We start from the raw sequence: 21,380 nt of genomic DNA, 5'->3' as shown, positions 1-21,380 counted from the left end.
CCACACTACGACCCGGAGACCCAGGTCACAGTGCGGAAGAGGGAAAGGTCACAGCCGTGCCCACTGCTGCTCCTTTGACGATCTGACCTAGCATCCGAGCATGACGGTCCTGCCTGACGACGGGCTCTCGCTGGCCGCCGAGTTCCCTGACGCAACCCATGAGCAGTGGCAACACCTGGTGGCAGGTGTGCTGCGCAAGTCGGGCAAGGACGTCTCGGGTACGGCCGCCGAGGACGCCCTGTCCACTGCGTTGGAGGACGGGCTTCGCACCCGCCCCCTGTACACCGCGCGCGACACCGCGCCCGACCCCGGTCTGCCCGGGTTCGCCCCGTTCGTCCGCGGCTCTCGCGCCGAGGGCAACACGGCCGGCGGCTGGGATGTGCGCCAGCGGCACACGGCGCTCACCGACGGCGTGGTGCTCGCGGACCTGGAGAACGGCGTCACCTCGCTGTGGCTGGTCCTCGGCCAGGGCGGCATCCCGGTGCCGGACCTCCGCCGCGCCCTGGACGGCGTCTACCTCGACCTGGCCCCCGTCGTCCTCGACGCGGGCGGCGACGTGGAGCCCGCCGCGCGCGAGCTGCTGCGGCTGTACGAGGAGCGCGGCGTCGCCAAGGAGGCGGCGCGCGGCAACCTCGGCGCCGACCCGCTCGGCCTTCAGGCCCGTACCGGAGAGTCCTCGCAGTTCGCTCCTGTCGCCTCGCTGGCGCGGCTGTGTGCCGAGGAATACCCGGGGCTGCGGGCGCTGACCGTGGACGCGCTGCCGTACCACGAGGCCGGTGGCTCGGCCGCCCAGGAGCTGGGCGCCTCGCTGGCGACCGGTGTCGCCTATCTGCGCCAGCTGACCGAGGCGGGGCTGCCGGTCGAACAGGCCTGTGCGCAACTGGAGTTCCGCTACGCGGCCACCGCCGACCAGTTCCTGACCGTCGCCAAGCTGCGGGCCGCGCGCAAGCTGTGGGCGCGGGTCACCGAGGTGTGCGGGGCGCCGAGCGCCCAGGTGCAGCACGCCGTCACCTCGCCGGTGATGATGACGCGCCGGGACCCGTGGGTGAACATGCTGCGCACGACGGTCGCCACGCTGGCCGCCGGGGTCGGCGGCGCCGACTCCGTGACGGTGCTGCCCTTCGACCACGCGCTCGGCCTGCCGGACGCGTTCGCGCGGCGCATCGCCCGCAACACCTCGACGATCCTCATCGAGGAGTCGCACCTCGCCCGCGTGATCGACCCGGCGGGCGGCTCCTGGTACGTGGAGCGGCTGACGGACGAACTGGCCCACGCGGGCTGGGAGTTCTTCCAGCGGATCGAGCGGATCGGCGGTCAGGCAGCAGCATTGCGCTCCGGACGCCTCGGCCAGGACCTGGCCAACACCTGGGAGGCGCGCACCGGCAAGCTCGCCAAGCGGCGCGAACCCGTCACCGGCGTCAGCGAGTTCCCGCACCTCGCCGAGCAGCCCGTGGAGCGCGAGCCCGCGCCCGAGGCCCCGTCCGGCGGCCTGCCCCGCGTCCGCCGCGACGAGGCGTACGAGGCCCTGCGCGCCCGCTCCGACGCCCACCTGGCCGCGACCGGCTCCCGGCCCCGGATCTTCCTGGCCGCCCTCGGCCCGGCCGCCGCCCACACCGCGCGCCTCACCTTCGCCTCGAACCTCTTCCAGGCGGGCGGCATCGAGCCCGTCACCGAGGGCACCTTCGAGGAGAGCGGCGCCACCGAGGTGTGCCTGTGCTCCAGTGACGCGGTGTACGAGAAGCAGGCGGAGGCGGTGGCCGGGCAGTTGAAGGCCGCGGGCGCCTCGCATGTGTTCCTCGCCGGGCGGCCCGGGAACCACCCCGGTGTCGACGGTTACGTCTTCGCGGGCTGTGACGCCGTCGCCGTGCTGTCCGCCACCCTCGACCGCTTGGGAGTGTCCTGATGGGAATCCCCGACTTCTCCGGAATCGAACTCGGGGAGCCGAGGGCCGACGTCGACGCCGACGCGTGGCAGAAGGCCGCGGGGAGCGACGGAACCTTCTGGGAGACCCCCGAGGGCATCGCGGTCAAGCCGCTGTACACCGGCCGTGACCTGGAGGGCCTGGACTTCCTCGGCACCTACCCGGGCATGGCGCCATATCTGCGCGGACCCTACCCGACGATGTACGTCAACCAGCCCTGGACGATCCGCCAGTACGCGGGCTTCTCCACCGCCGAGGAGTCCAACGCCTTCTACCGGCGCAACCTGGCGGCCGGCCAGAAGGGCCTGTCGGTCGCCTTCGACCTGCCCACGCACCGGGGTTACGACAGCGACCACCCGCGCGTGACGGGCGACGTCGGCATGGCGGGCGTGGCGATCGACTCGATCTACGACATGCGCCAGCTCTTCGACGGCATCCCGCTGGACAAGATGACCGTGTCGATGACGATGAACGGCGCCGTGCTGCCGGTGCTGGCGCTGTACATCGTGGCGGCGGAGGAACAGGGCGTACCGCCCGAGAAGCTGGCCGGGACCATTCAGAACGACATCCTCAAGGAGTTCATGGTCCGCAACACCTACATCTATCCGCCGAAGCCGTCGATGCGGATCATCTCCGACATCTTCGCCTTCACCTCGCAGCGGATGCCGCGCTACAACTCCATCTCCATCTCCGGCTACCACATCCAGGAGGCCGGGGCCACGGCCGACCTGGAGCTGGCGTACACGCTCGCGGACGGCGTGGAGTACATCCGCGCGGGCCGTGCAGCGGGGATGGACGTGGACGCGTTCGCGCCCCGGCTGTCGTTCTTCTGGGCGATCGGCATGAACTTCTTCATGGAGATCGCCAAGCTGCGGGCGGCGCGGCTGCTGTGGGCGAAGCTGGTGCAGCAGTTCGACCCGCAGAACGCCAAGTCGCTGTCGCTGCGCACCCATTCGCAGACCTCGGGCTGGTCGCTGACCGCGCAGGACGTGTTCAACAACGTCACGCGTACGTGCATCGAGGCGATGGCGGCGACGCAGGGCCACACCCAGTCGCTGCACACCAACGCCCTCGACGAGGCGCTCGCGCTGCCCACCGACTTCTCCGCGCGCATCGCCCGCAACACCCAGCTGCTGATCCAGCAGGAGTCCGGCACCACCCGGGTCATCGACCCGTGGGGCGGCAGCGCCTACGTCGAGAAGCTGACGTACGACCTCGCCCGCCGGGCCTGGCAGCACATCCAGGAGGTCGAGCAGGCGGGCGGCATGGCGCAGGCCATCGACGCCGGCCTCCCCAAGCTGCGCGTGGAGGAGGCCGCGGCCCGCACCCAGGCCCGGATCGACTCCGGGCGCCAGCCGGTGATCGGTGTCAACAAGTACCGGGTGGACAGCGACGAGGCGATCGAGGTCCTCAAGGTCGACAACTCCGCCGTCCGCGCCCAGCAGATCGACAAGCTGCGGCGGCTGCGCGCGGAGCGGGACGAGCGGGCCTGTCAGGACGCGCTCGACGCGCTCACCCGGGCCGCCGGCGGCGAGGGCAATCTGCTGGAGCTGGCCGTGAACGCCGCCCGCGCCAAGGCCACCGTCGGCGAGATCTCCGACGCCCTGGAAAAGGTGTACGGGCGGCACGCGAGCCAGATCCGTACCATCACCGGCGTGTACCGCAACGAAGCCGGAGAGTCCCCGAACGTGGACCGCACCCGCACCCTCGTGTCCGACTTCGAGGAGGCCGAGGGGCGCCGTCCGCGCATCCTGGTCGCCAAGATGGGCCAGGACGGCCACGACCGGGGCCAGAAGGTGATCGCGACCGCGTTCGCCGACCTCGGCTTCGACGTGGACGTCGGCCCGCTGTTCCAGACCCCGGCCGAGGTGGCCCGGCAGGCCGTCGAGGCGGACGTGCACATCGTCGGGGTGTCGTCGCTGGCCGCCGGTCACCTCACCCTCGTACCGGCGCTGAAGGAACAGCTCGCCGAGGAGGGCCGCGAGGACATCATGATCGTGGTCGGCGGAGTGATCCCGCCGCAGGACGTGGCCACGCTCCTCGAGATGGGCGCGGCGGCCGTGTTCCCGCCCGGGACGGTGATCCCGGACGCCGCGTACGACCTCGTGCGGCGGCTGGGAGCCGACCTCGGGCACGAGCTGTGATCGACCTCGACGCGTATGTGAAGGGGGTCCTCGACGGGAAGCGGGCGATCGTCGCGCGCGCCATCACCCTTGTCGAGTCCACCCGTCCGCAACACCGGGTGCTGGCACAGCGGTTGCTGACCGAGCTGCTGCCGCACAGCGGGAAGGCGCGGCGGATCGGGGTCAGCGGGGTGCCGGGGGTCGGGAAGTCGACCTTCATCGACGCCTTCGGCACCATGCTCACCGCGCTGGGCCACCGGGTGGCGGTGCTGGCCGTCGATCCGTCCTCCAGCCGGACGGGCGGGTCGATCCTGGGCGACAAGACGCGGATGGAGCGCCTGGCGGTCGATCCGGCGGCCTTCATCCGTCCCTCCCCCACGGCGGGCACACTGGGCGGGGTCGCCAAGGCCACCCGGGAGTCGATCGTGGTGATGGAGGCGGCCGGCTACGACGTGATCCTGGTGGAGACGGTCGGCGTCGGACAGTCCGAGACCGCGGTCGCGAACATGGTCGACTCCTTCCTGCTGCTGACGCTGGCCCGCACGGGCGATCAGTTGCAGGGCATCAAGAAGGGCGTCCTGGAGCTGGCCGACGTGCTCGCCGTCAACAAGGCCGACGGCCCGCACGAGCGCGACGCCCGCGCCGCGGCCCGGGAACTGGCCGGTGCCCTGCGTCTGATGCACGGCAAGGACGCCGCCTGGACGCCGCCCGTGCTGCACTGCAGCGGGCGGGAGTCGATCGGCCTGGACACCGTCTGGGACCGCCTCGAACAGCACCGGACCCTGCTCGACTCCACCGGCCGGCTCGCCGCCAAGCGGCGTGAGCAGCAGGTCGACTGGACCTGGACCATGGTCCGCGAGGAGCTGCTGGGCCGGCTGCACGCCGACCCGGCCGTACGGGCCGTCGCACCGACGCTCGAACAGCAGGTCAGGGACGGCGCGTTGACGGCGACGCTGGCCGCCGAGCGGATCCTCGCGGCGTTCACGGGCTCTCAGCCGGACGCCGCCGGGTCGGCGCTCCGCGGCGCCACCAGTCCCGACTCGTAGGCGAACACGACGAGTTGGGCCCGGTCCCGCGCCCCCAGCTTGGTCATCGCCCTGCTGATGTGGGTCTTGGCCGTGAACGGGCTGATCACCATGTGCTCGGCGATCTCCTCGTTGGTCAGGCCGCGTGCCGCCAGCGCCGTCACCTCGCGTTCACGACGGGTCAGGCACTCCAGGCCCGGTGCCGTGGCCCGGTCCGGAGGGCGGGAGACGAACTCGCCGATGAGGGTGCGGGTCACCGCCGGGGACAGCAGGGCCTCGCCGCGGGCCACCACCTCGATGGCCTGGAGCAGGTCGGCCGGCTCGGTGTCCTTCAGCAGGAAGCCGCTCGCGCCGGCCCGCAGCGCCTCGAAGACGTACTCGTCGTGGCCGTAGTTGGTGAGGATCACCACGCGGACCGCCGAAAGCGCCGGGTCCGCTGCGATGTGGCGGGTCGCCTCGATGCCCGTCATCACCGGCATCTGCACGTCGATCAGCGCGATGTCGGGGACGTGGGCGCGGATCAGCTCCAGGCCCCGTTCGCCGTCGCTCGCCTCGCCGACCACCTCGATGCAGTCCTCGGCCTCCAGCAGGGCCCTGAAGCCCGCCCGCATCAGCGCCTGGTCGTCGACGAGCGCCACCCTGATCGCCCGGTCCGTCATCCCGCCTCCCCCAACGGCAGCCGGGCCCGCACCGCGAATCCGCCGTCCTCGCGCGGGGCCGCGTCCAGTGTGCCGCCGAGGGCCGCGACGCGCTCGCGCATTCCGGTCAGGCCGATGCCGGGCGTGGGCGGGCGGGCCGGGTCGGCGGTGCCGTCGTCCTCGACGCGTATCGTCAAGTCGCCCTCGCCGTAGTCGAGTCGCACGCCGACCTTCGCCGGGCCCGCGTGCCGCGCCGCGTTGGTGAGCGCCTCCTGGACGATGCGGTACATGGCCCGGTCGACCGCGGCGGCCAGTGGCCGCTCGTCGCCCGTCACCGTCAGCTCGACCGCGAGCCCGGCCGCCCGCGCCCGCTCCACGAGCAGCGCGGGTGAGCCGGTCGGCTCGTCGGTGCGCAGCACCTCCAGCGTGGCCCGCAGCTCGCGCATGGCCTCGCCGCTCGCCTCCTGGATGGCCAGCAGCGCGGGCGGCACCTCCTCGCCGCGCTTGCGGGCGAGATGGACGGCGACGCCGGCCTGGAGCTTGACGATCGAGATGCTGTGGGTGAGGGAGTCGTGCAGCTCCCTGGCTATGCGCAGGCGTTCCTCGCCCGCCCGGCGCAGTGCCGCCTCCTCGCGGGTGCGTTCGGCCTCCAGCGCGCGCTGCTCGGTCTGGCGCAGATACGCCTGCCAGTTGCGGTCGGCGAGACCGGTCACGACCGCGCACAGGAACCACCCGGCGAGCAGCAGGGTCTCGCGCACCACGTCCGAGGCCGCCGAGCCCGCCGTCGCGTATCCACCGAGGAAGACGGCGGCCGCCGCCGCGGCCGTGCCCCGGTGCCCGGACCTCGAGGCCGTGTGCACGGCGCCGACGACGGGGATGGCCAGGGCGCTCGCGGGCCCGGTGTGAAAGACGTCGGCGAGCAGGCAGCCGGCGGTGACGGCGAGCACCACGCGCGGGGCGGTGCGGTGCGCGGCCAGGGCCAGCGAACCGGCGAGGATCAGCGCCCAGTCGAGGAGCCCGGCGCGGTCGTCCGCCACGGCGGCGAGCACGGTGATCGCGCCGACCACGACCGCGACGGCCAGATCGGCGAGCCGCTCGCGTGTGATTCGGTGCCCGCTCATATGCCCGCACACTAGACCGTGCCACCGACAGTGACGTCAGCCCTGTGGACGGCTCCCGCACTACTCCCGGCGTAGTAGTGCGGCTCACCGGCCCGCCCGGCCGCCGCGGACCCAACTGGCGTCGGCGGTAAGACGACTTGTCCAGCCCGGCAGCCCGTGCTGCTGCCGGGGTCCACACCCTTCCGTCACACCGAACCGTTCCTGAAGGCTGAGCAGGAGCCAAGCCCATCAGCCGCACGCCCCGAACGGTCTTGAGCGCACTGGTCCCCGGCGTACTCGACCCCGGGGCGGCGACACGCATCGCGTGCGTGGTCCGAGCCCGGGAGGCCAGTTCCCTGCGCGACCTGGCCATGTGGGTGCGGCCAGAGGCGACGGGGAGGCCCTGAACCATCACTCCGGTGAAACAGGGGCCCCGCACGCTGGCACCGCACCCGGCGTCCCAGATCGCACAGCAACGCTAACCCGAACGGCCCAGCGCACTGCAAGCCCGGAAGCCGGTCATCACACGATCGAGCTAAGCCAGCCTCATATGCACCCCTCGAGAGCAGTTGCCACCCTTCCCGCGCGAGCACGCCCCCGCCTACCTCGGCACCGCGCTCACCTTCCACTTCATCAACCGGATCGCGTCGGCCCTGCTGACCGAGAACCTGCTCCCGGCGGGCGCCCAGCGCTTCCGGGCCGTACGGAGCATCGCGGGCCGCGCGCTGTCCCGGACCGTGCGCCGCCCCGCCCGTCCCGGCCACTCCCTCGCGCTGCTCGACGCCATCGACCCCGGCGAGGCACCCGCGTGGGCGGGCGGCACGCCCGTCGGTCTCGCGTACGCGGCGCTGCTCAGGGCGGCCATGCGGGGCGGGGGCCTGCTGGACGCCGACGACCACCACTTCCTGGAGGCGGCCCTCCAGGACTGGGACGGCACCCATCCGCCGCTCACCCCGGACGGCTTCCCGGACCGCCGGGAGCGTCCCGGGGCGCGGCTGGCGCTGCTGGCCGCCCTCGCGCCGTACCGGATCACGGACGAGGACGTGGCGGCCTGGCGCCGGCCGGAGCACACCGACCACTGTCTGGTGCACCTGGTCGCGTACGGCGCCTTCCTCGCCGTGGACCGGATTGAAAGCGCTATCTCCGCCCAAATCATCCAGGAGGCCCGGTAAAGCCATGTAACTCCCCCAGGTCACCGCGCAATTGGGACCCTTGCGTAATGGCGTCGGCACGGAGCGAGTTGGCACTTCCGCCCCACAGGGAGTCGTGTGACACTGGCGTCCCGTCCGCAGTGCGGACCCCCTCCGCACCGTCCCCCACGAAAAGTGCGCCGTGCGTTCTCTTCCCTTGCCGCTCGCCCTCACCGCGCGCCTGTCGCCCGTCGTCGTGCTCGCCGCGGCGGGCTGGGCGCTGTCGTCCGGCCCCGCCGCGACGCCGGCCGCCGAGGACCGGACGGCGACGCAGAAGACCGAGGGCGACTCACCCTCGGCGCCCGCGACGGCGGCCGTGTCGAAGACGTACTCCGCCGCTCCCTCGCCCTGCGGCAGCCTCGCCGAGACGTCGATAAAGGACCTCGTGCCGGGCGCCAGGACGGCCGGCAAGGAGATCCCGTCGACGGACTCGAAGCTGCGCCGCACCTGCTCGTGGAACGCGCTCAAGGGCTACGACTACCGCTGGCTGGACGTCTCCTTCGAGATCACGGCGTCGGACGAGGCCGCGGCGGAGTCCTTCAAGGAGCGCGTCGCGGCCAAGAGCGGCGGCGGCGAGGTTCCCGGTATCGGCGACGCGGGCTACTCCGTCGTGAACCTCACCACCGAGGACAAGCAGCAGACCCGGGAGGGCGTGGTGATGGTCCGCTCCTCCAACGCGCTGGTCTCCATCACCTACAGCGGCAGCGACTTCGAGTCGAAGAAGGCGCCGGACACGGACGAGATCAACAAGGGCGCGATCAAGGCGGCCAAGGAGGCGGTGGCGTCCTTGGAGGACGGCAAGGAGTGACCGCCCTCCGAGGACTCCGAGGACTCCGAGGATGGATCGTCAGGCCTCGGCCCGCTCCTTGCGGCCGCCCATCAGCACCACGTACAGCACCAGCGACGCGCCCAGGCCCACCGCCCAGCCGTAGTCGGCGAGCGGCTTGAGGAACGGCACGAGTCCGTCCGCCGGGAAGGGGCCGGCCTTGTTGCCGTCGGCGTCGACACTGGAGTACGAGCCGCCCACCGCGAGGACGGCGCCCACGGCGAAGGCCACCAGGGCCCGCCAGTTCCAGCCGGAGCCGTACCAGTAGCGGCTGCCCTCGGTGTAGAGGCCGGGCAGGTCCAGGTGGGTGCGGCGGACCAGCCAGTAGTCGGCGATGAGGATGCCGGCCACGGTGCCGAGGAGGCCGCCGACCGTGCCCAGCCAGGTGAAGATGTAGATGTCCGGGTTCTCGATCAGCTTCCACGGGAAGATGATCACGCCGACGAAGCAGGCGATCAGCGCGCCGGTACGGAAGCTGATGAGCTTCGGGGCCAGGTTGGACAGGTCGTAGGCCGGGCTGACCAGGTTGGCGGCGATGTTCGTGGACAGCGTGGCGAGCAGCAGGATGAAGAGCGCGAAGAGCACTCCGACCGTGCTGTCCATCCGGGCCGCGAGCTGGCTCGGGTCCCAGATCGGCTCGCCGTACACGGCCTGTGCGCCCGAGGTGACCAGCACCGACAGCAGCGCGAAGGCGGCCATGGTGGTGGGCAGTCCCAGCGACTGGCCCCACACCTGGGCCTTCTGCCCGGCGCCGAAGCGGGTGAAGTCGGGGATGTTGAGGGAGAGCGTCGACCAGAAGCCGATCATGCCCATCAGCGCCGGGAAGAAGACCTTCCAGAAGTCGGCGCCCCAGCCGAGCTGCGAGGGCTGGTCGAGCAGCGGGCCGAAGCCGCCCGCCTTGTTCGCGATCCACACCAGCAGCGCCACCGCGCCCGCCAGCATCAGCGGAGCCGCCCAGTTCTCCAGCTTCCGCACCGCGTCCATGCCGCGCAGGATGATGACGATCTCCACGGCGAAGAACAGCAGGAAGCACAGCCACTGCGTCCACGGATAGCCGCCCACCTTGCCGGCGTCGCTCCACCAACTGCCCGCGCCGAACATCTTCCCGGCGAGGAAGTAGATGGACTGCCCGCCGATCCAGGTCTGGATGCCGAACCACGCACAGGCCACCAACCCTCGCAGCAGCGCGGGCAGATTGGCGCCGCGCACCCCGAAGGAGGCACGGGCCAGCACGGGGAACGGAATGCCGTACTTCGGTCCGGCGTGCCCGGTGAGCAGCATCGGCAGCAGCACGATGACGTTGCCGAGCGCGATGGTGAGCACGGACTGCTTCCAGTCCATGCCGAGCGCGACCAGACCGGCGGCGAGCGTCCACGACGGGACGTTGACCGCCATGCCGATCCACAGCGCGGCGAAGTTGTACGTCGTCCAGCGCCGCTCGGCGAGCGGCACCGGACGCAGGTCCTCGTTGGCGAAGGGGCTGTCGGCGGGGAAGGCGTCGGGGCCGAGTTCGATCCGGCCGTCGGGGGCTCTCAGGGTGCTGGGCGACCCCGTGGGGGCTATGTCGGTCATGGGCAGGCCAATCGATGAGCAGCGGGACGGGATAGGCCGTGCGGGGGCCTTGGGCCCCCTCCCGGGACGGCGGGAGGGGAGAACAAGGTGGGGGGTCGGGTGGAGCGGTGCGAGGCGATGGGGCGTACGTCAGGCGGCGTTGACCGCGGGGATGACCTTCTGGCCGTAGGCCTCGATCACGGCTTCCTGCGCGTCGTGCATGTCGTAGACGGCGAACTGGTCGACGCCCAGCTCACGCAGCGCGTTCAGCTTCTCGATGTGCCTCTCGACCGGTCCGACGATGCAGAACCGGTCGACGATCTCGTCGGGCACGAACGCGGTGTCGGGGTTGTCGGCGCGTCCGTGATGGGAGTAGTCGTACCCCTCGCGGGCCTTGATGTAGTCGGTGAGTTCGTCGGGTACGGCGGCGGAGTGCTCGCCGTACCTGGACACCAGGTCGGCCACATGGTTGCCGACCATCCCGCCGAACCAGCGGCACTGCTCGCGCGCGTGGGCGAGCGCGGCGGGCGAGTCGTCCTCGGTGACGTAGGCCGGGGCGGCGACGCAGATCTTCACCTCGGAGGGGTCGCGGCCAGCGGCGACCGCCGCGTCCTTCACGGCCTTGACCATGTACTCGGTGAGATAGAGGTCGGCGAGCTGCAGGATGAACCCGTCGGCCTCCTCGCCGGTCATCTTCAGGGCCTTCGGGCCGTACGCCGCCATCCACACGGGGAGTTGGGCGCCCTCCTTGATCCACGGGAACCTGACGACCGTACCGCCGCCGAGGTCGGCCTCCTGGCCGCTGCCGAGCGCCCGGATGACCTTCATGGCCTCGCTGATGCGGGCCAGGGTGTTGGGCTTGCGGCCGGCGACGCGCATGGCCGAGTCGCCGCGGCCGATGCCGCAGACCGTGCGGTTGCCGAACATGTCGTTGAGGGTGGCGAAGGTGGAGGCGGTGACCTCCCAGGTGCGGGTGCCGGGGTTGGTCACCATCGGGCCGACGGTCAGCATCTGGGTGTTGGCCAGGATCTGGCTGTAGATCACGAACGGCTCCTGCCACAGCACGGCGGAGTCGAAGGTCCAGCCGTAGGTGAAACCGCTGCGCTCGGCGCGTTTCATCAGGCTGACGACCCGCGAGGCGGGCGGGTCGGTCTGCAGGACGAGTCCGAAGTCCATGGGCTCCGCTCCTAGTTGAGGTACTGGCAGGTGGAGCGGGGCGTGTAGACGCCGTGCCCGGCGTGGCCGGTGTACTCCCGCTCGGTGATGACGGGTTCGCCGCGCGAGAGGACCGTCTCGACCCGGCCGGTGGTGCGCTTGCCCTCGTACGCCGAGTAGTCGACGTTCATGTGGTGGGTGCCGGCGGACATGACCTGCTCGGCGCGCGGGTCGTAGATCACGACGTCGGCGTCGGCGCCCGGTGCGATGGTGCCCTTCTTCGGGTACATGCCGAACATCCGGGCCGGGGTCGCGCAGGCGATCTCGATCCAGCGGCGGCGCGAGATGTGGCCGTCGACGACGGCCTGGTGCAGCAGGTCCATCCGGTTCTCGACGCCGGGAAGGCCGTTGGGGATCTTCGAGAAGTCGCCTCGCCCCAGCTCCTTCTGGCCCACGAAGCAGAACGGGCAGTGGTCGGTGGAGACGACCTGGAGGTCGTTCGTCCGCAGGCCCTTCCAGAGCTGGGCCTGGTGCTCGCGCGGCCGCAGCGGCGTCGAGCACACGTACTTCGCGCCCTCGAAGTCCGGCTCGGCGAGGTTGTCGGTGGACAGGAACAGATACTGCGGACAGGTCTCGCCGAAGACGTTCAGCCCCTCGTCGCGGGCCCGTGCCAGCTCGGCCACTGCCTCCATGGCCGAGACGTGCACGACGTACAGGGGCGCCCCCGCGACCTGCGCGAGCTTGATGGCGCGGTGGGTTGCCTCGGCTTCGAGGAGCGCCTTGCGGACCTCGCCGTGGTAGCGGGGATCGGTCTCGCCGCGCGCCAGCGCCTGTTCGACGAGCACGTCGATCGCGATGCCGTTCTCGGCGTGCATCATGATCAGGCCGCCGTTCTCGGCGGAGCGCTGCATGGCGCGCAGGATCTGGCCGTCGTCGGAGTAGAAGACGCCCGGGTAGGCCATGAACTGCTTGAAGCTGGTCACGCCCTCCTCGACCAGCAGGTCCATCTCCTTGAGCGTCTCCTGGTTCACATCGGAGACGATCATGTGGAAGCCGTAGTCGATCGCGCAGTTGCCCTCGGCCTTGGCGTGCCAGGCGTCGAGGCCCTCGCGCAGCGAGTGGCCCACGCTCTGCACGGCGAAGTCGACGATGGTGGTCGTACCGCCCCAGGCGGCGGCCCGGGTGCCGGTCTCGAAGGTGTCGGCGGCGAAGGTGCCGCCGAACGGCAGCTCCATGTGGGTGTGGGCGTCGACGCCGCCCGGGATGACGTACTTCCCGGCGGCGTCGATGGTCCGCTCGGCGGTGAAGGCCTCGGCGGCGGACGTTCCGGCGGCGGCGAGGGCGGTGATACGGCCGTCCTCGATCAGGACATCGGCGTGCATCTCGTCGGATGCGGTGATGACGAGGCCGCCGCGGATTACTGTTCGGCCGGTCATGTCGTGGTCGCTCCTCACAGTGTCGAAGTGGCGGTTGTGTGGGGCTGGTCGCGCAGTTCCCCGCGCCCCTGGGTTGGCGGCGCTGACGGCGTTTTTACGGGGCTGTCAGTGGTCCGTACGCCCCCGGGGCGCGGTCCCTGTAGAACTGCCAGCGGTCTCGGACCTCCCGGAGCTTCGCCAAGTCCAGGTCGCGTACGACCAGTTCGGTCTCCTTGTCGCTGGCCACCTCGCCGACGAACTGGGCCTCGGGGTCCACGAAGTAGGTGGTGCCGTAGAAGTCGTTCTCGCCGAGTTCCTCCACGCCGACGCGGTTGATCGCGCCCACGAAGTACTCGTTGGCGACGGCCGCGGCCGGCTGCTCGAGCTGCCACAGATAGCGGGAGAGCCCGCGGGAGGTGGCCGAGGGGTTGAACACGATCTCGGCGCCGCCCAGGCCCAGCGCCCGCCAGCCCTCCGGGAAGTGCCGGTCGTAGCAGATGTAGACGCCGATCTTCCCGACGGCGGTCTCGAAGACGGGCCAGCCGCTGTTCCCCGGGCGGAAGTAGAACTTCTCCCAGAATCCCTGCACTTGGGGGATGTGGGTCTTGCGGTACTTGCCGAGGTAGGAGCCGTCGGCGTCGATCACGGCTGCGGTGTTGTAGAGGACGCCCGGCTGCTCCTCCTCGTACATCGGCAGGACGAGGACGATGCCGAGTTCCTTCGCGAGCGCCTGGAAGCGCCGCACGGTCGGGCCCTCGGGGATCTGCTCGGCGTACTCGTAGAACGCCTTGTCCTGCACCTGGCAGAAGTACGGTCCGTAGAACAGCTCCTGGAAGCACAGCACTTGAGCACCTTGTGCGGCCGCGTCGCGGGCCGCCTGCTCGTGTACCTGGATCATGGATTCCTTGTCGCCGGTCCACGCGGTCTGGAAGAGGGCGGCACGAATCACTCGGCTCATCGGGACCTCCGGTCGCTCGGTGTGCGAGGAGCCTAGGAAGTCCGGTCCGTCGGTTTGAGTTGCACGGTGTCACGTCTGGGGGCGTGCGGCGTGCCACGGTGTCACCCTGTCGTGGTCCCATGTTTCACCGCCGTTTTCCCAGGTCGTGGCAGGTTTCAGCGCTGTTGCGCGTCGTGTGCGAGGAGGGCGATGTGCACGGACGCGGCCTGTTCGAAGTCGTCGAGGTCGACGCCGAGCCGCGTCTGTATCGCCTCCAGGCGGCGGTAGAGCGCGGGCCGCGAGACATGGTGGAGCTGGGCGGTGCGGGACTTGTTCCGGCCGGTCGCGAGATAGGTCCGCAGCACGGACAGCATGTCGTCGTCGGCCGCTGTGCACAGCAGCCCGTCCAGCTCCCGCTCCGCGAAGGACTGCACATACGGGTCGTCGCGCAACAGCCGGATCAGGCCGCGCAGATGGACGTCCTTCAGGCGTACGACGGCCGGCAGGTCGAGGGCGCCCGAGGAGTCGGCGACGGCGTCGGCGACGTGCTGGGCCTCGCGCAGCCCGGCGGGCACGTCGTCCCAGGCGGTACGGGCGTCCGCGGCGGCCACGACGGCCTGGGCGGCCCCCGACTCGGAGCGCACCCGGGCGGCGAAGTTCGCGACGAGCACGGCGGCGTCCTGGTCCCGGGCGAGGCTGAGCAGCACGGCGGTGGCCCCGTCGGCGAGCTCGGCCACGATCCCGGACAGCCCCAGCATCCGTAGCACACGCTCCAGTTGGGCCGCGTCACCGTCCCGCACCACGAGCGGCACGAAGGTGCGCCGGTTGACGGGCAGCCCGGCGGCACGCGCGCGTGGCAGCAACTGGCGCGCCGGTACGACCCCGCTGACGAGGTCGGTCAGCAGGCTCTGCGCGGACTGCTCCTCCCAGGTGTGCGCGGAGTTGCCGCCGAGCATGCGGTGCAGGACGAGGGCCTCGGCGGCACGGTCGGCGAGCAGGCGTCCGGTGGCGGTGTCGCCGCGGTGCCCGCACAGCACGATCTGCCCCCACCGCTCGCCGCGTCCGCCCAGTTCGGCGCGGATCCAGCCGTCGCCCTCGCTGCCGCCGGCCTGCCGGGCGATGCGCTCCCAGTCGCGCAGCACGTCGTCCACCGCGGACCGCTCCCCCGCGGTGGCGAGGACGCGGTGGGCGAGGTTGGTGACCACGACGGGGCAGGCGCTGTGCGAGGCGACCTCGTCGAGCAGGCTCTGCAGCGGGGCACCGGCGGTGATGAGCGCGGTGAGCGTGGTCCGTACGGATTCGGAGAGGCTGACGGCGGCGAACTTCCGCCGCACGAGCCGGGACTGGACCTCCTCGGTCAGTTCCGCGAAGGGGAACGGCCGGTGCAGGACGACCATGGGCAGCCCGCACCGCTCGGCGGCCCGGCGCATCACGTCCGGCGGGGCCGGGAACGCCCGCCCGAGACCGAGGACGACGGCCGCCGCCTCGGCCCGGTACAGGGAGCGGATGTACTCGGCCTGCTTGTCCTCGTCCCCGGCGAGCAGCACGCCGGTGGTGAGCACCATCTCGCCGCCGGTGAGCATCACCCCGACGTCCGGCGCCTCGGCGACATGCACCCAGCGCACCGGCCGGTCGAGCTGACCGGCGCCGGCCACCACCTCGGGCTCCCCGGCCAGCACCCGCTCCAGGGTGAGGACCTGCCGGACCGACAGGGCGGGTTCCAGGGGTTCCGGGATGGTGGTCATGGCGGGTTCCCTTACATGTGCTGCATGTGCCGCATGTGCTGCATGTGTGCTCAGGTGGGTCCTGCTAGATGCTCCGCAGTGCGTTCTCCAGGATCGCGGCGCCCTCCTCGGCCTCCGCGACGGTGAGGGACAGGGGCGGGGCGATCCGCAGGGACGTGGTGTTGTGTCCGCCGCCCTTGCCGATGAGCAGTCCGCCCTCGCGGGCCGCCTCCAGCACCGCGGACGCGGCAGCGGGGTCGGCCTCGTCCGTGCCGGGCCTGGTCAGCTCGAGGCCCAGCATCAGGCCCCGGCCGCGCACCTCCCGTACGTGCGGCACCTGCGCGGCGACGGCCCGCAGCCGTTCCAGGAGCAGTCCGCCGACCCGCCGGGCGTTGCCCTGGAGGTCGTGCTCCAGCAGGTAGGAGAGGTTGGCGAGGCCGGCCGCCATGGTGATCTGGGTGCCGCCGAAGGTCGAGATGCTGTTGGCGTCCAGGCAGTTCATGATCTCGGCGCGGGCGACGACCCCGCCGATGGACATGCCGTTGCCGATGCCCTTGGCGAAGGTCAGCATGTCCGGCGGGCCGGACTCCGCATGCGCCTGCCAGCCCCAGAAGTGGTCGCCGGTGCGGCCCCAGCCGGTCTGCACCTCGTCGGCGATCCACAGGATGCCGTGCTCGGCGAGGACGTCCCGGAAGGCGGCGTACAGCCCGTCGGGCGGCGAGGTGAAGCCGCCGACGCCCTGGATGGGCTCGGCGATCAGCGCGGCGGGCGGGCGGGTGTGGCCGAGCAGGTCCTTCAGGTCCTCGACGCAGGCGGCGATGAAGTCGTCGTCGGAGAGCTGGGCGTACGGGCCGCGGGTGCGCACCCCGCCGTGGACGTACAGCGTCTGCAGCGGGGACAGCGAGGTCGGCGACCAGCCGCGGTTGCCGGTGATGCCGACCGCGCTGAAGGAGCGGCCGTGGTAGCTGTTGCGCATCGCCAGGACCGAGTTGCTCTGCCGGTGGGCCGTCGCGAGCAGCAGGGCGGTGTCGTTGGCCTCGGTGCCGGAGGTGGTGAAGAAGACGCGGGCGTCCGGGATGCCGCTCAACTGGGCGATGCGCTCGGCGAGTTCGACCATGGGCCGGTTGAGGTACAGGGTGGAGGAGTGGATGATCCGCCCGGCCTGCTCGCTCACCGCCTTGGTGACCTCGGGCAGCGCGTGCGCGGTCATCGTGGTGAGGATGCCGCCGAAGAAGTCGAGGTAGCGGTTGCCCTCGACGTCCCAGACGTGGCGGCCCTCGCCGTGGGTGATCTCCAGCGGCTCCTCGTAGTACAGGGCGAGCCAGTCGGGCATGACGGCTCGGTGGCGTCCCAGCAGGTCCTTGGTCACGGCTGCACCAGTCCTTCGTAGGCGTCGGGGCGGCGGTCGCGGTAGAAGGCCCACTGCTGCCGCACCTCGTCGATCAGGTCGAAGTCGAGGTCGCGCACGACGAGCTCCTCGCTCTTGTCGCTGGCGATCTCCCCGACAACCTGCCCACGTGGATCGACGAAATAGCTCGTCCCGTAGAAGTCGTTGTCGCCGTACGGCTCCTGGCCCACCCGGTTGATCGCGGCGATGAAGTACTCGTTGGCGACGGCCGCCGCGGGCTGCTCGAGCTGCCAGAGGTAGGCGGACAGACCGCGCGAGGTGGCGGACGGGTTGTAGACCAACTGAGCGCCGTTGAGCCCGAGTTGCCGCCACCCTTCCGGGAAGTGGCGGTCGTAGCAGATATAGACGCCCACCTTCCCCACGGCGGTGTCGAAGACCGGCCACCCCAGATTGCCGGGCTTGAAGTAGTACTTCTCCCAGAAGCCCTTGACCTGCGGGATGTGGTGCTTGCGGTACTTGCCGAGGAAGGTGCCGTCGGAGTCGATCACGGCGGCGGTGTTGTAGTAGAAGCCGGAGCCCTCGACCTCGAAGACGGGCACGACGATCACCATGCCGGTCTCGCGCGCCAGCTCCCGCATACGGCGCACGGTGGGCCCGTCGGGGACGGGCTCGGCCCAGTCGTAGTGCTCGGGCTCCTGGACCTGGCAGAAGTAGGGAGCGTTGAAGACTTCCTGGAAGCCGATGACCTTCGCACCCTGCCGGGCCGCCTCCCGGGCATGCTCCTCGTGTTTCGCCACCATGGACTCGGTGTCGCCGGTCCAGGTGGCCTGGACCAGGGCGGCGCGTACGACGTTGGCCATGAGCTGCTCCTTCGACGGGACGTCAGAGCCTCTACGCCCGTAGAGGGGCCGTAGAGGCTCGAAAGTAAGCCCCCGGGAGAGCCTTGCCAAGACCGTCGCCGTTAACCCGCCGAGTCGATCAGGTTTCACCCTCCTGTGGGTGATGGATGGGGCCGGTGGGAGGGGTGGGACGGCATGGCGCGCCGGAAGGATCAGGCCGTGACGCCGGCGACCCGGAGGGCGTGGACGAGATCCCACTGGCGCTCCTCGGAGACGCCCTTGGCGGCCTCCAGCAGGAGCGGCACAAGCGTCTTCGGATCGGGTGCGACGCTGCGCGCCGCCTCCTCCGGGGTGCGCATGCGGACGTACGCGTCGAGCAGCGCGCGGACCTCCCGGCGGCGCCCCTCGCCGACCAGCCCCAGTACGGCCTGCCCGATCTCCGGCGCGGGCCGCAGCACGCCCTGGCGCAGGATCTGCTCCCCGTCCTCGGCCCGCCCCGCCGCGGTCAGCGCGTCGGCGGCGGCGACCAGCCGCTCGGCGGGCAGCGAGGCGGCCTCCCACAGCAGGGTCGCCCAGTCCGCCCCGAGCCCGGCGCGCCGCATCTCCGCGGCCAGCAGCGGCAGGCGTTCGGCGGGCCAGTGCGCGGCCTCGACGAGCAGCACATGCGCCTCACCGCTGCGCCCCTCGCCCCGCAGCCGCACCAGCGCCTCCACGACCCCGGCGACCTCCTGCCGATCCCCCGTGCCCAGCGCCCGGTCCTGCGACTCCACGGGCGGCACGGCAGCCTCCTGGGCGGCGACCCCGGCGAACCGGGCTCCACGCGGGGTGCGGCGGCTGGTGACGGCGGCCTGAGCGGGGAGCACGGGCTGCTCGGTCGGCGGTACGACGACGGGGGCGGCCTCCTCCTCGACGATCCCGGCGAAGCGCGCGCTGCCCCGGCGGCGTTTGCGCTGCTTGGGGGTGGGTTCGGGGGTGCTCGACGGGGCCGGGTCGGGATTGCCGGACGCGGCGGGAGCGGGGGCCCGCTGCGTCTCCGACCGGTCGGGTGCCGTGGGACCGGGGTGACTCATCGGATCAGCGGCGAAGCGGCGGCCGTCGGTGCCGGTGCCGGGCGCATGCGGCCGATCGGATGCCGCGGTGGCCTCCCCGGGACCGGCGTGGCCCATCGAACCCGCTGCGGATCCGCGACCGTCGACACCAGAGCCATGCACCTGCGGCCAGTCGCGGGCCCCAGTGGCTTCCACGGGACCGGCGTGGCCCATCGAACCCGCTGCGGATCGGCGACCGTCGGCAGCAGGGCCGTGCGCTTGCGGCCGGTCGGACGCCCCCGCGAGGTCTCCCGCGCTGTAGAGGCCCGCGGGTCGCCCCCGATCGGAGCCAGGGCGCTCCGTCGCCCCCGCACGGGAGTGCCACTCGCCCTCGCCGGCGAGCGAGCCGCCGCCACCATGCCGTTCGCTGCCCGTCCGACCGCCCCGGAACCGGTCCTCGCCGAACCCGCCGTCGTCGCCGGACCGGTCACCAGCGGACCCGTGCCCCTCGCCCCCCTCATCGACGCGGAAAACGGCCCCCTCCCCCACCCGCTCCCGCCGTATCTCCTGCCCGCGCGCACCCGCCGCCTGCCACTCCAAGTCGGCCATCCGGCCCCGGAGTTCGGCGCATCGTGCGGTCGCGCGTTCGTGGTCGTCGCGGGCCCAGGCCAGGTCGAGGCGGATGGTGTCGGCCTCCTCCCGGGTGGTGGCGGAGGCGAGCAACCGGCCCAGTTCCGCCTGCCGTTCGGCGGCGTAACGCTGTTCTCGGAGCATCACGTCGAGGCGGTCCCCGAGGGCGTCGCGCCCGCCGGGACGGGCGTCGTACGCGGCGAGGGCGGCGGTGTGCAGAGCGCGGGCGCGTTCGGTCTCGGGGCCGGCGCCGCCGGTGCCGTACTGGGCGGCGAGGTCGTGCAGCAGGGACGCCACCACGTCCCAGGGCGGTACTTCCCGCCCGTCGAGACAGGCCCGCATGCCCTCGGGATCGCGCTGCCAGAACACCCCACACCAACCGCCGCCCTGATCCAGGCGCGCCATGAGGCCGTCCAGGTAGTCCACGAACTCCCGCATCCGAGCCGGGAGTTGATCCACTGACATCTCAACTCCCGCCAGACCGGAACACTCCGGTCCGTTAGGCAACACCAGCCGTGTTACGGGCGCGCTACGGGAAGTTTTCGAATTGAACGCAGAGTACGCCCCAACTGCCGGAACGTGACGTGCGCACCCGTCAGGCGGCGGCCTCGACCACCGACGCGCAGCGCCCGACCAGCTCGTCCATCGACAGCCCGAGTACGTCCGCCAGCGCGGCCACCGTGAAGAACGCCGGGGTCGGCGCCCGGCCGGTCTCGATCTTGCGCAGCGTCTCGGCGGAGATGCCGGCGCTCGCCGCGACCTCCGCCATGCTGCGACCGCCACGGGCCTCGCGCAGCAGCAGGCCCAGCCGCTCGCCGCGTTCGCGCTCTTCGGGGGTGAGAGGGGTGCGCACCATGACACCCATTCTAATACCGCCTCCGTCCGCCCGCCCCACTCACCACCCCACTCACCCCCCATTCAAATACCGGTATAGTAATTGGCATGGTGGAGCTGAAGACGAACAAGTCGATCGATGCGATGTACGAGGCCGGGCAGGTCGTCGGGCAGGCCCTGACGGCCGTGCACAAGGCCGCCGACGTGGGGGTTTCCCTGCTGGAGCTGGACGAGGTGGCGCGCGAGGTGCTGCGCGGGGCGGGGGCGTCGTCGCCCTTCCTCGGCTATCGCCCCGCCTTCGCGCCCGTCCCCTTCCCCGCCGTCATCTGCGCCTCGGTGAACGACGCGATCGTGCACGGCATCCCGACCGGCTACCGGCTGCGCGACGGCGACCTGGTCTCCATCGACTGCGGCGCCGAACTGGGCGGCTGGGCGGGCGACTCGGCGATCAGCTTCACCGTCGGCAGGGCGCGTCCGGCCGACGTACGGCTGATCGAGACGGCGGAGCGGGCGCTGACGGCGGCCATCGACGCGGCCGTGGTCGGCAACCGCATCGGCGACATCGCCTACGCGATCGGCACGGTGTGCCGCTCAGCCGGGTACGGCATCCCGGACGGCTTCGGCGGGCACGGCATCGGCCGCAAGATGCACGAGGATCCGGGGGTGCCGAACGAGGGCCGCCCCGGGCGAGGCCTGCCGCTGCGGCACGGCATGGTCCTCGCCATCGAGCCGATGCTCATCGCGAGCGGCAAGGACGGCTACCACGCGGCCCCGGACGGCTGGACCCTACGCACGAACGACGGCTCCCGCGCGGCCCACATGGAGCACACGGTGGCGATCACGGAGACGGGACCGCGAATCCTGACGGCACGCTGAGCGGGCCCCGAGGGGCGCGGGGAACTGCGCGACCAGCCCCCACACAGCCTCAGACAAAACACGACCCATCGCGGCACTTCCAGCGGAGCGCTCACACAGATTCCCGCCGTCCCTGAAGGTGCCCCCCGCCCCCGTTCGTGCGAAGGTGTTCTACGAACGCGCGGCCAGGTGTAACCGGCTTTCGCCCGGGTTACCCGATTCCGGCACGTCGATCAGCGAG

16 protein-coding genes and 1 pseudogene are annotated in these 21,380 nt (G+C 71.5%); 6 read left to right on the top strand and 11 right to left on the bottom strand.

Annotated features, from left to right (window positions below; translation table 11 throughout):
* The first annotated feature begins 100 nt into the window (after window positions 1–100).
* From ACP4J3_RS28320 to meaB, 3 genes are read left to right on the top strand one after another with little or no spacing between them, the layout of a single operon-like run.
* The gene (locus ACP4J3_RS28320; RefSeq protein ID WP_426538884.1) at window positions 101–1,903 is read left to right on the top strand and encodes a methylmalonyl-CoA mutase family protein; all 1,803 of its coding nucleotides are present in this window, start codon (window positions 101–103) and stop codon (window positions 1,901–1,903) included.
* Window positions 1,903–4,065, top strand: a complete 2,163-nt coding sequence (gene scpA, locus ACP4J3_RS28315; protein ID WP_426538883.1) for a methylmalonyl-CoA mutase — start codon at window positions 1,903–1,905, stop codon at window positions 4,063–4,065. The genes ACP4J3_RS28320 and scpA overlap by 1 nt, the downstream gene beginning before the upstream one ends.
* The gene (gene meaB, locus ACP4J3_RS28310; protein ID WP_426538882.1) at window positions 4,062–5,090 is read left to right on the top strand and encodes a methylmalonyl Co-A mutase-associated GTPase MeaB; all 1,029 of its coding nucleotides are present in this window, start codon (window positions 4,062–4,064) and stop codon (window positions 5,088–5,090) included. The genes scpA and meaB overlap by 4 nt, the downstream gene beginning before the upstream one ends.
* On the opposite strand, the gene ACP4J3_RS28305 is transcribed toward meaB, so the two are convergent.
* Window positions 5,036–5,728, bottom strand: a complete 693-nt coding sequence (locus ACP4J3_RS28305; RefSeq protein WP_426538881.1) for a response regulator — start codon at window positions 5,726–5,728, stop codon at window positions 5,036–5,038. The two genes, meaB and ACP4J3_RS28305, sit on opposite strands and share 55 nt — an antisense overlap.
* Window positions 5,725–6,828, bottom strand: a complete 1,104-nt coding sequence (locus ACP4J3_RS28300; RefSeq protein ID WP_426538880.1) for a sensor histidine kinase — start codon at window positions 6,826–6,828, stop codon at window positions 5,725–5,727. Before ACP4J3_RS28300 ends, ACP4J3_RS28305 begins: the two co-directional genes overlap by 4 nt.
* Before the next feature lie 554 nt (window positions 6,829–7,382).
* Between ACP4J3_RS28300 and ACP4J3_RS28295 the strand changes: the two are divergent.
* Window positions 7,383–7,979: pseudogene (locus ACP4J3_RS28295) on the top strand (carboxymuconolactone decarboxylase family protein); the annotation flags it as partial.
* Window positions 7,980–8,139: 160 nt separating this feature from the next.
* Entirely contained in the window at window positions 8,140–8,805 is a 666-nt protein-coding gene (locus ACP4J3_RS28290) for a hypothetical protein (protein ID WP_426538879.1), read from the top strand.
* 39 nt (window positions 8,806–8,844) lie between these two features.
* On the opposite strand, the gene ACP4J3_RS28285 is transcribed toward ACP4J3_RS28290, so the two are convergent.
* The 9 genes from ACP4J3_RS28285 to ACP4J3_RS28245 form a co-directional block, all read right to left on the bottom strand.
* The gene (locus ACP4J3_RS28285) at window positions 8,845–10,395 is read right to left on the bottom strand and encodes an NCS1 family nucleobase:cation symporter-1 (RefSeq protein WP_426538878.1); all 1,551 of its coding nucleotides are present in this window, start codon (window positions 10,393–10,395) and stop codon (window positions 8,845–8,847) included.
* 129 nt (window positions 10,396–10,524) lie between these two features.
* On the bottom strand, window positions 10,525–11,550 hold the full coding sequence (locus ACP4J3_RS28280; RefSeq protein WP_426538877.1) for a TIGR03842 family LLM class F420-dependent oxidoreductase: 1,026 nt from the start codon (window positions 11,548–11,550) through the stop codon (window positions 10,525–10,527).
* 11 nt (window positions 11,551–11,561) lie between these two features.
* On the bottom strand, window positions 11,562–12,965 hold the full coding sequence (hydA, locus tag ACP4J3_RS28275) for a dihydropyrimidinase (protein ID WP_426538876.1): 1,404 nt from the start codon (window positions 12,963–12,965) through the stop codon (window positions 11,562–11,564).
* 94 nt (window positions 12,966–13,059) lie between these two features.
* Window positions 13,060–13,902, bottom strand: coding sequence for a nitrilase-related carbon-nitrogen hydrolase (locus ACP4J3_RS28270; RefSeq protein WP_426538875.1), 843 nt, complete (start codon window positions 13,900–13,902; stop codon window positions 13,060–13,062).
* Window positions 13,903–14,057: 155 nt separating this feature from the next.
* Window positions 14,058–15,626, bottom strand: a complete 1,569-nt coding sequence (locus ACP4J3_RS28265; protein WP_426538874.1) for a PucR family transcriptional regulator — start codon at window positions 15,624–15,626, stop codon at window positions 14,058–14,060.
* A gap of 64 nt (window positions 15,627–15,690) precedes the next feature.
* A complete protein-coding gene (locus ACP4J3_RS28260) occupies window positions 15,691–16,974 on the bottom strand; it encodes an aspartate aminotransferase family protein (RefSeq protein WP_426538873.1) in 1,284 nt (427 codons plus the stop codon).
* Window positions 16,971–17,813, bottom strand: coding sequence for a nitrilase-related carbon-nitrogen hydrolase (locus tag ACP4J3_RS28255; RefSeq protein WP_426538872.1), 843 nt, complete (start codon window positions 17,811–17,813; stop codon window positions 16,971–16,973). Before ACP4J3_RS28255 ends, ACP4J3_RS28260 begins: the two co-directional genes overlap by 4 nt.
* 191 nt (window positions 17,814–18,004) lie before the next feature.
* A complete protein-coding gene (locus ACP4J3_RS28250) occupies window positions 18,005–19,915 on the bottom strand; it encodes a hypothetical protein (RefSeq protein WP_426538871.1) in 1,911 nt (636 codons plus the stop codon).
* 130 nt (window positions 19,916–20,045) lie between these two features.
* Window positions 20,046–20,306, bottom strand: coding sequence for a helix-turn-helix domain-containing protein (locus tag ACP4J3_RS28245; protein ID WP_426538870.1), 261 nt, complete (start codon window positions 20,304–20,306; stop codon window positions 20,046–20,048).
* Between the two features lie 86 nt (window positions 20,307–20,392).
* Between ACP4J3_RS28245 and map the strand changes: the two genes are divergently transcribed.
* The gene (gene map, locus ACP4J3_RS28240) at window positions 20,393–21,160 is read left to right on the top strand and encodes a type I methionyl aminopeptidase (RefSeq protein ID WP_426538869.1); all 768 of its coding nucleotides are present in this window, start codon (window positions 20,393–20,395) and stop codon (window positions 21,158–21,160) included.
* Window positions 21,161–21,380 lie beyond the last annotated feature (220 nt).

This window comes from Streptomyces sp. UG1 (assembly GCF_049974585.1).
GTDB lineage: Bacteria > Actinomycetota > Actinomycetes > Streptomycetales > Streptomycetaceae > Streptomyces.
This window is presented reverse-complemented; position numbering and strand designations above follow the sequence as displayed.

What these genes read in the sequence shown, in the direction of transcription:
- scpA (WP_426538883.1), top strand. Translation starts at nt 1,903, where the DNA reads ATGGGAATCCCCGACTTCTCCGGAATCGAACTCGGGGAGCCGAGGGCC.
- hydA (WP_426538876.1), bottom strand. Translation starts at nt 12,965, where the DNA reads ATGACCGGCCGAACAGTAATCCGCGGCGGCCTCGTCATCACCGCATCC.
- ACP4J3_RS28255 (WP_426538872.1), bottom strand. Translation starts at nt 17,813, where the DNA reads ATGGCCAACGTCGTACGCGCCGCCCTGGTCCAGGCCACCTGGACCGGC.
- ACP4J3_RS28270 (WP_426538875.1), bottom strand. Translation starts at nt 13,902, where the DNA reads ATGAGCCGAGTGATTCGTGCCGCCCTCTTCCAGACCGCGTGGACCGGC.
- ACP4J3_RS28280 (WP_426538877.1), bottom strand. Translation starts at nt 11,550, where the DNA reads ATGGACTTCGGACTCGTCCTGCAGACCGACCCGCCCGCCTCGCGGGTC.
- ACP4J3_RS28305 (WP_426538881.1), bottom strand. Translation starts at nt 5,728, where the DNA reads ATGACGGACCGGGCGATCAGGGTGGCGCTCGTCGACGACCAGGCGCTG.
- map (WP_426538869.1), top strand. Translation starts at nt 20,393, where the DNA reads ATGGTGGAGCTGAAGACGAACAAGTCGATCGATGCGATGTACGAGGCC.
- ACP4J3_RS28265 (WP_426538874.1), bottom strand. Translation starts at nt 15,626, where the DNA reads ATGACCACCATCCCGGAACCCCTGGAACCCGCCCTGTCGGTCCGGCAG.
- ACP4J3_RS28285 (WP_426538878.1), bottom strand. Translation starts at nt 10,395, where the DNA reads ATGACCGACATAGCCCCCACGGGGTCGCCCAGCACCCTGAGAGCCCCC.
- ACP4J3_RS28250 (WP_426538871.1), bottom strand. Translation starts at nt 19,915, where the DNA reads ATGTCAGTGGATCAACTCCCGGCTCGGATGCGGGAGTTCGTGGACTAC.
- ACP4J3_RS28245 (WP_426538870.1), bottom strand. Translation starts at nt 20,306, where the DNA reads ATGGTGCGCACCCCTCTCACCCCCGAAGAGCGCGAACGCGGCGAGCGG.
- ACP4J3_RS28320 (WP_426538884.1), top strand. Translation starts at nt 101, where the DNA reads ATGACGGTCCTGCCTGACGACGGGCTCTCGCTGGCCGCCGAGTTCCCT.
- ACP4J3_RS28300 (WP_426538880.1), bottom strand. Translation starts at nt 6,828, where the DNA reads ATGAGCGGGCACCGAATCACACGCGAGCGGCTCGCCGATCTGGCCGTC.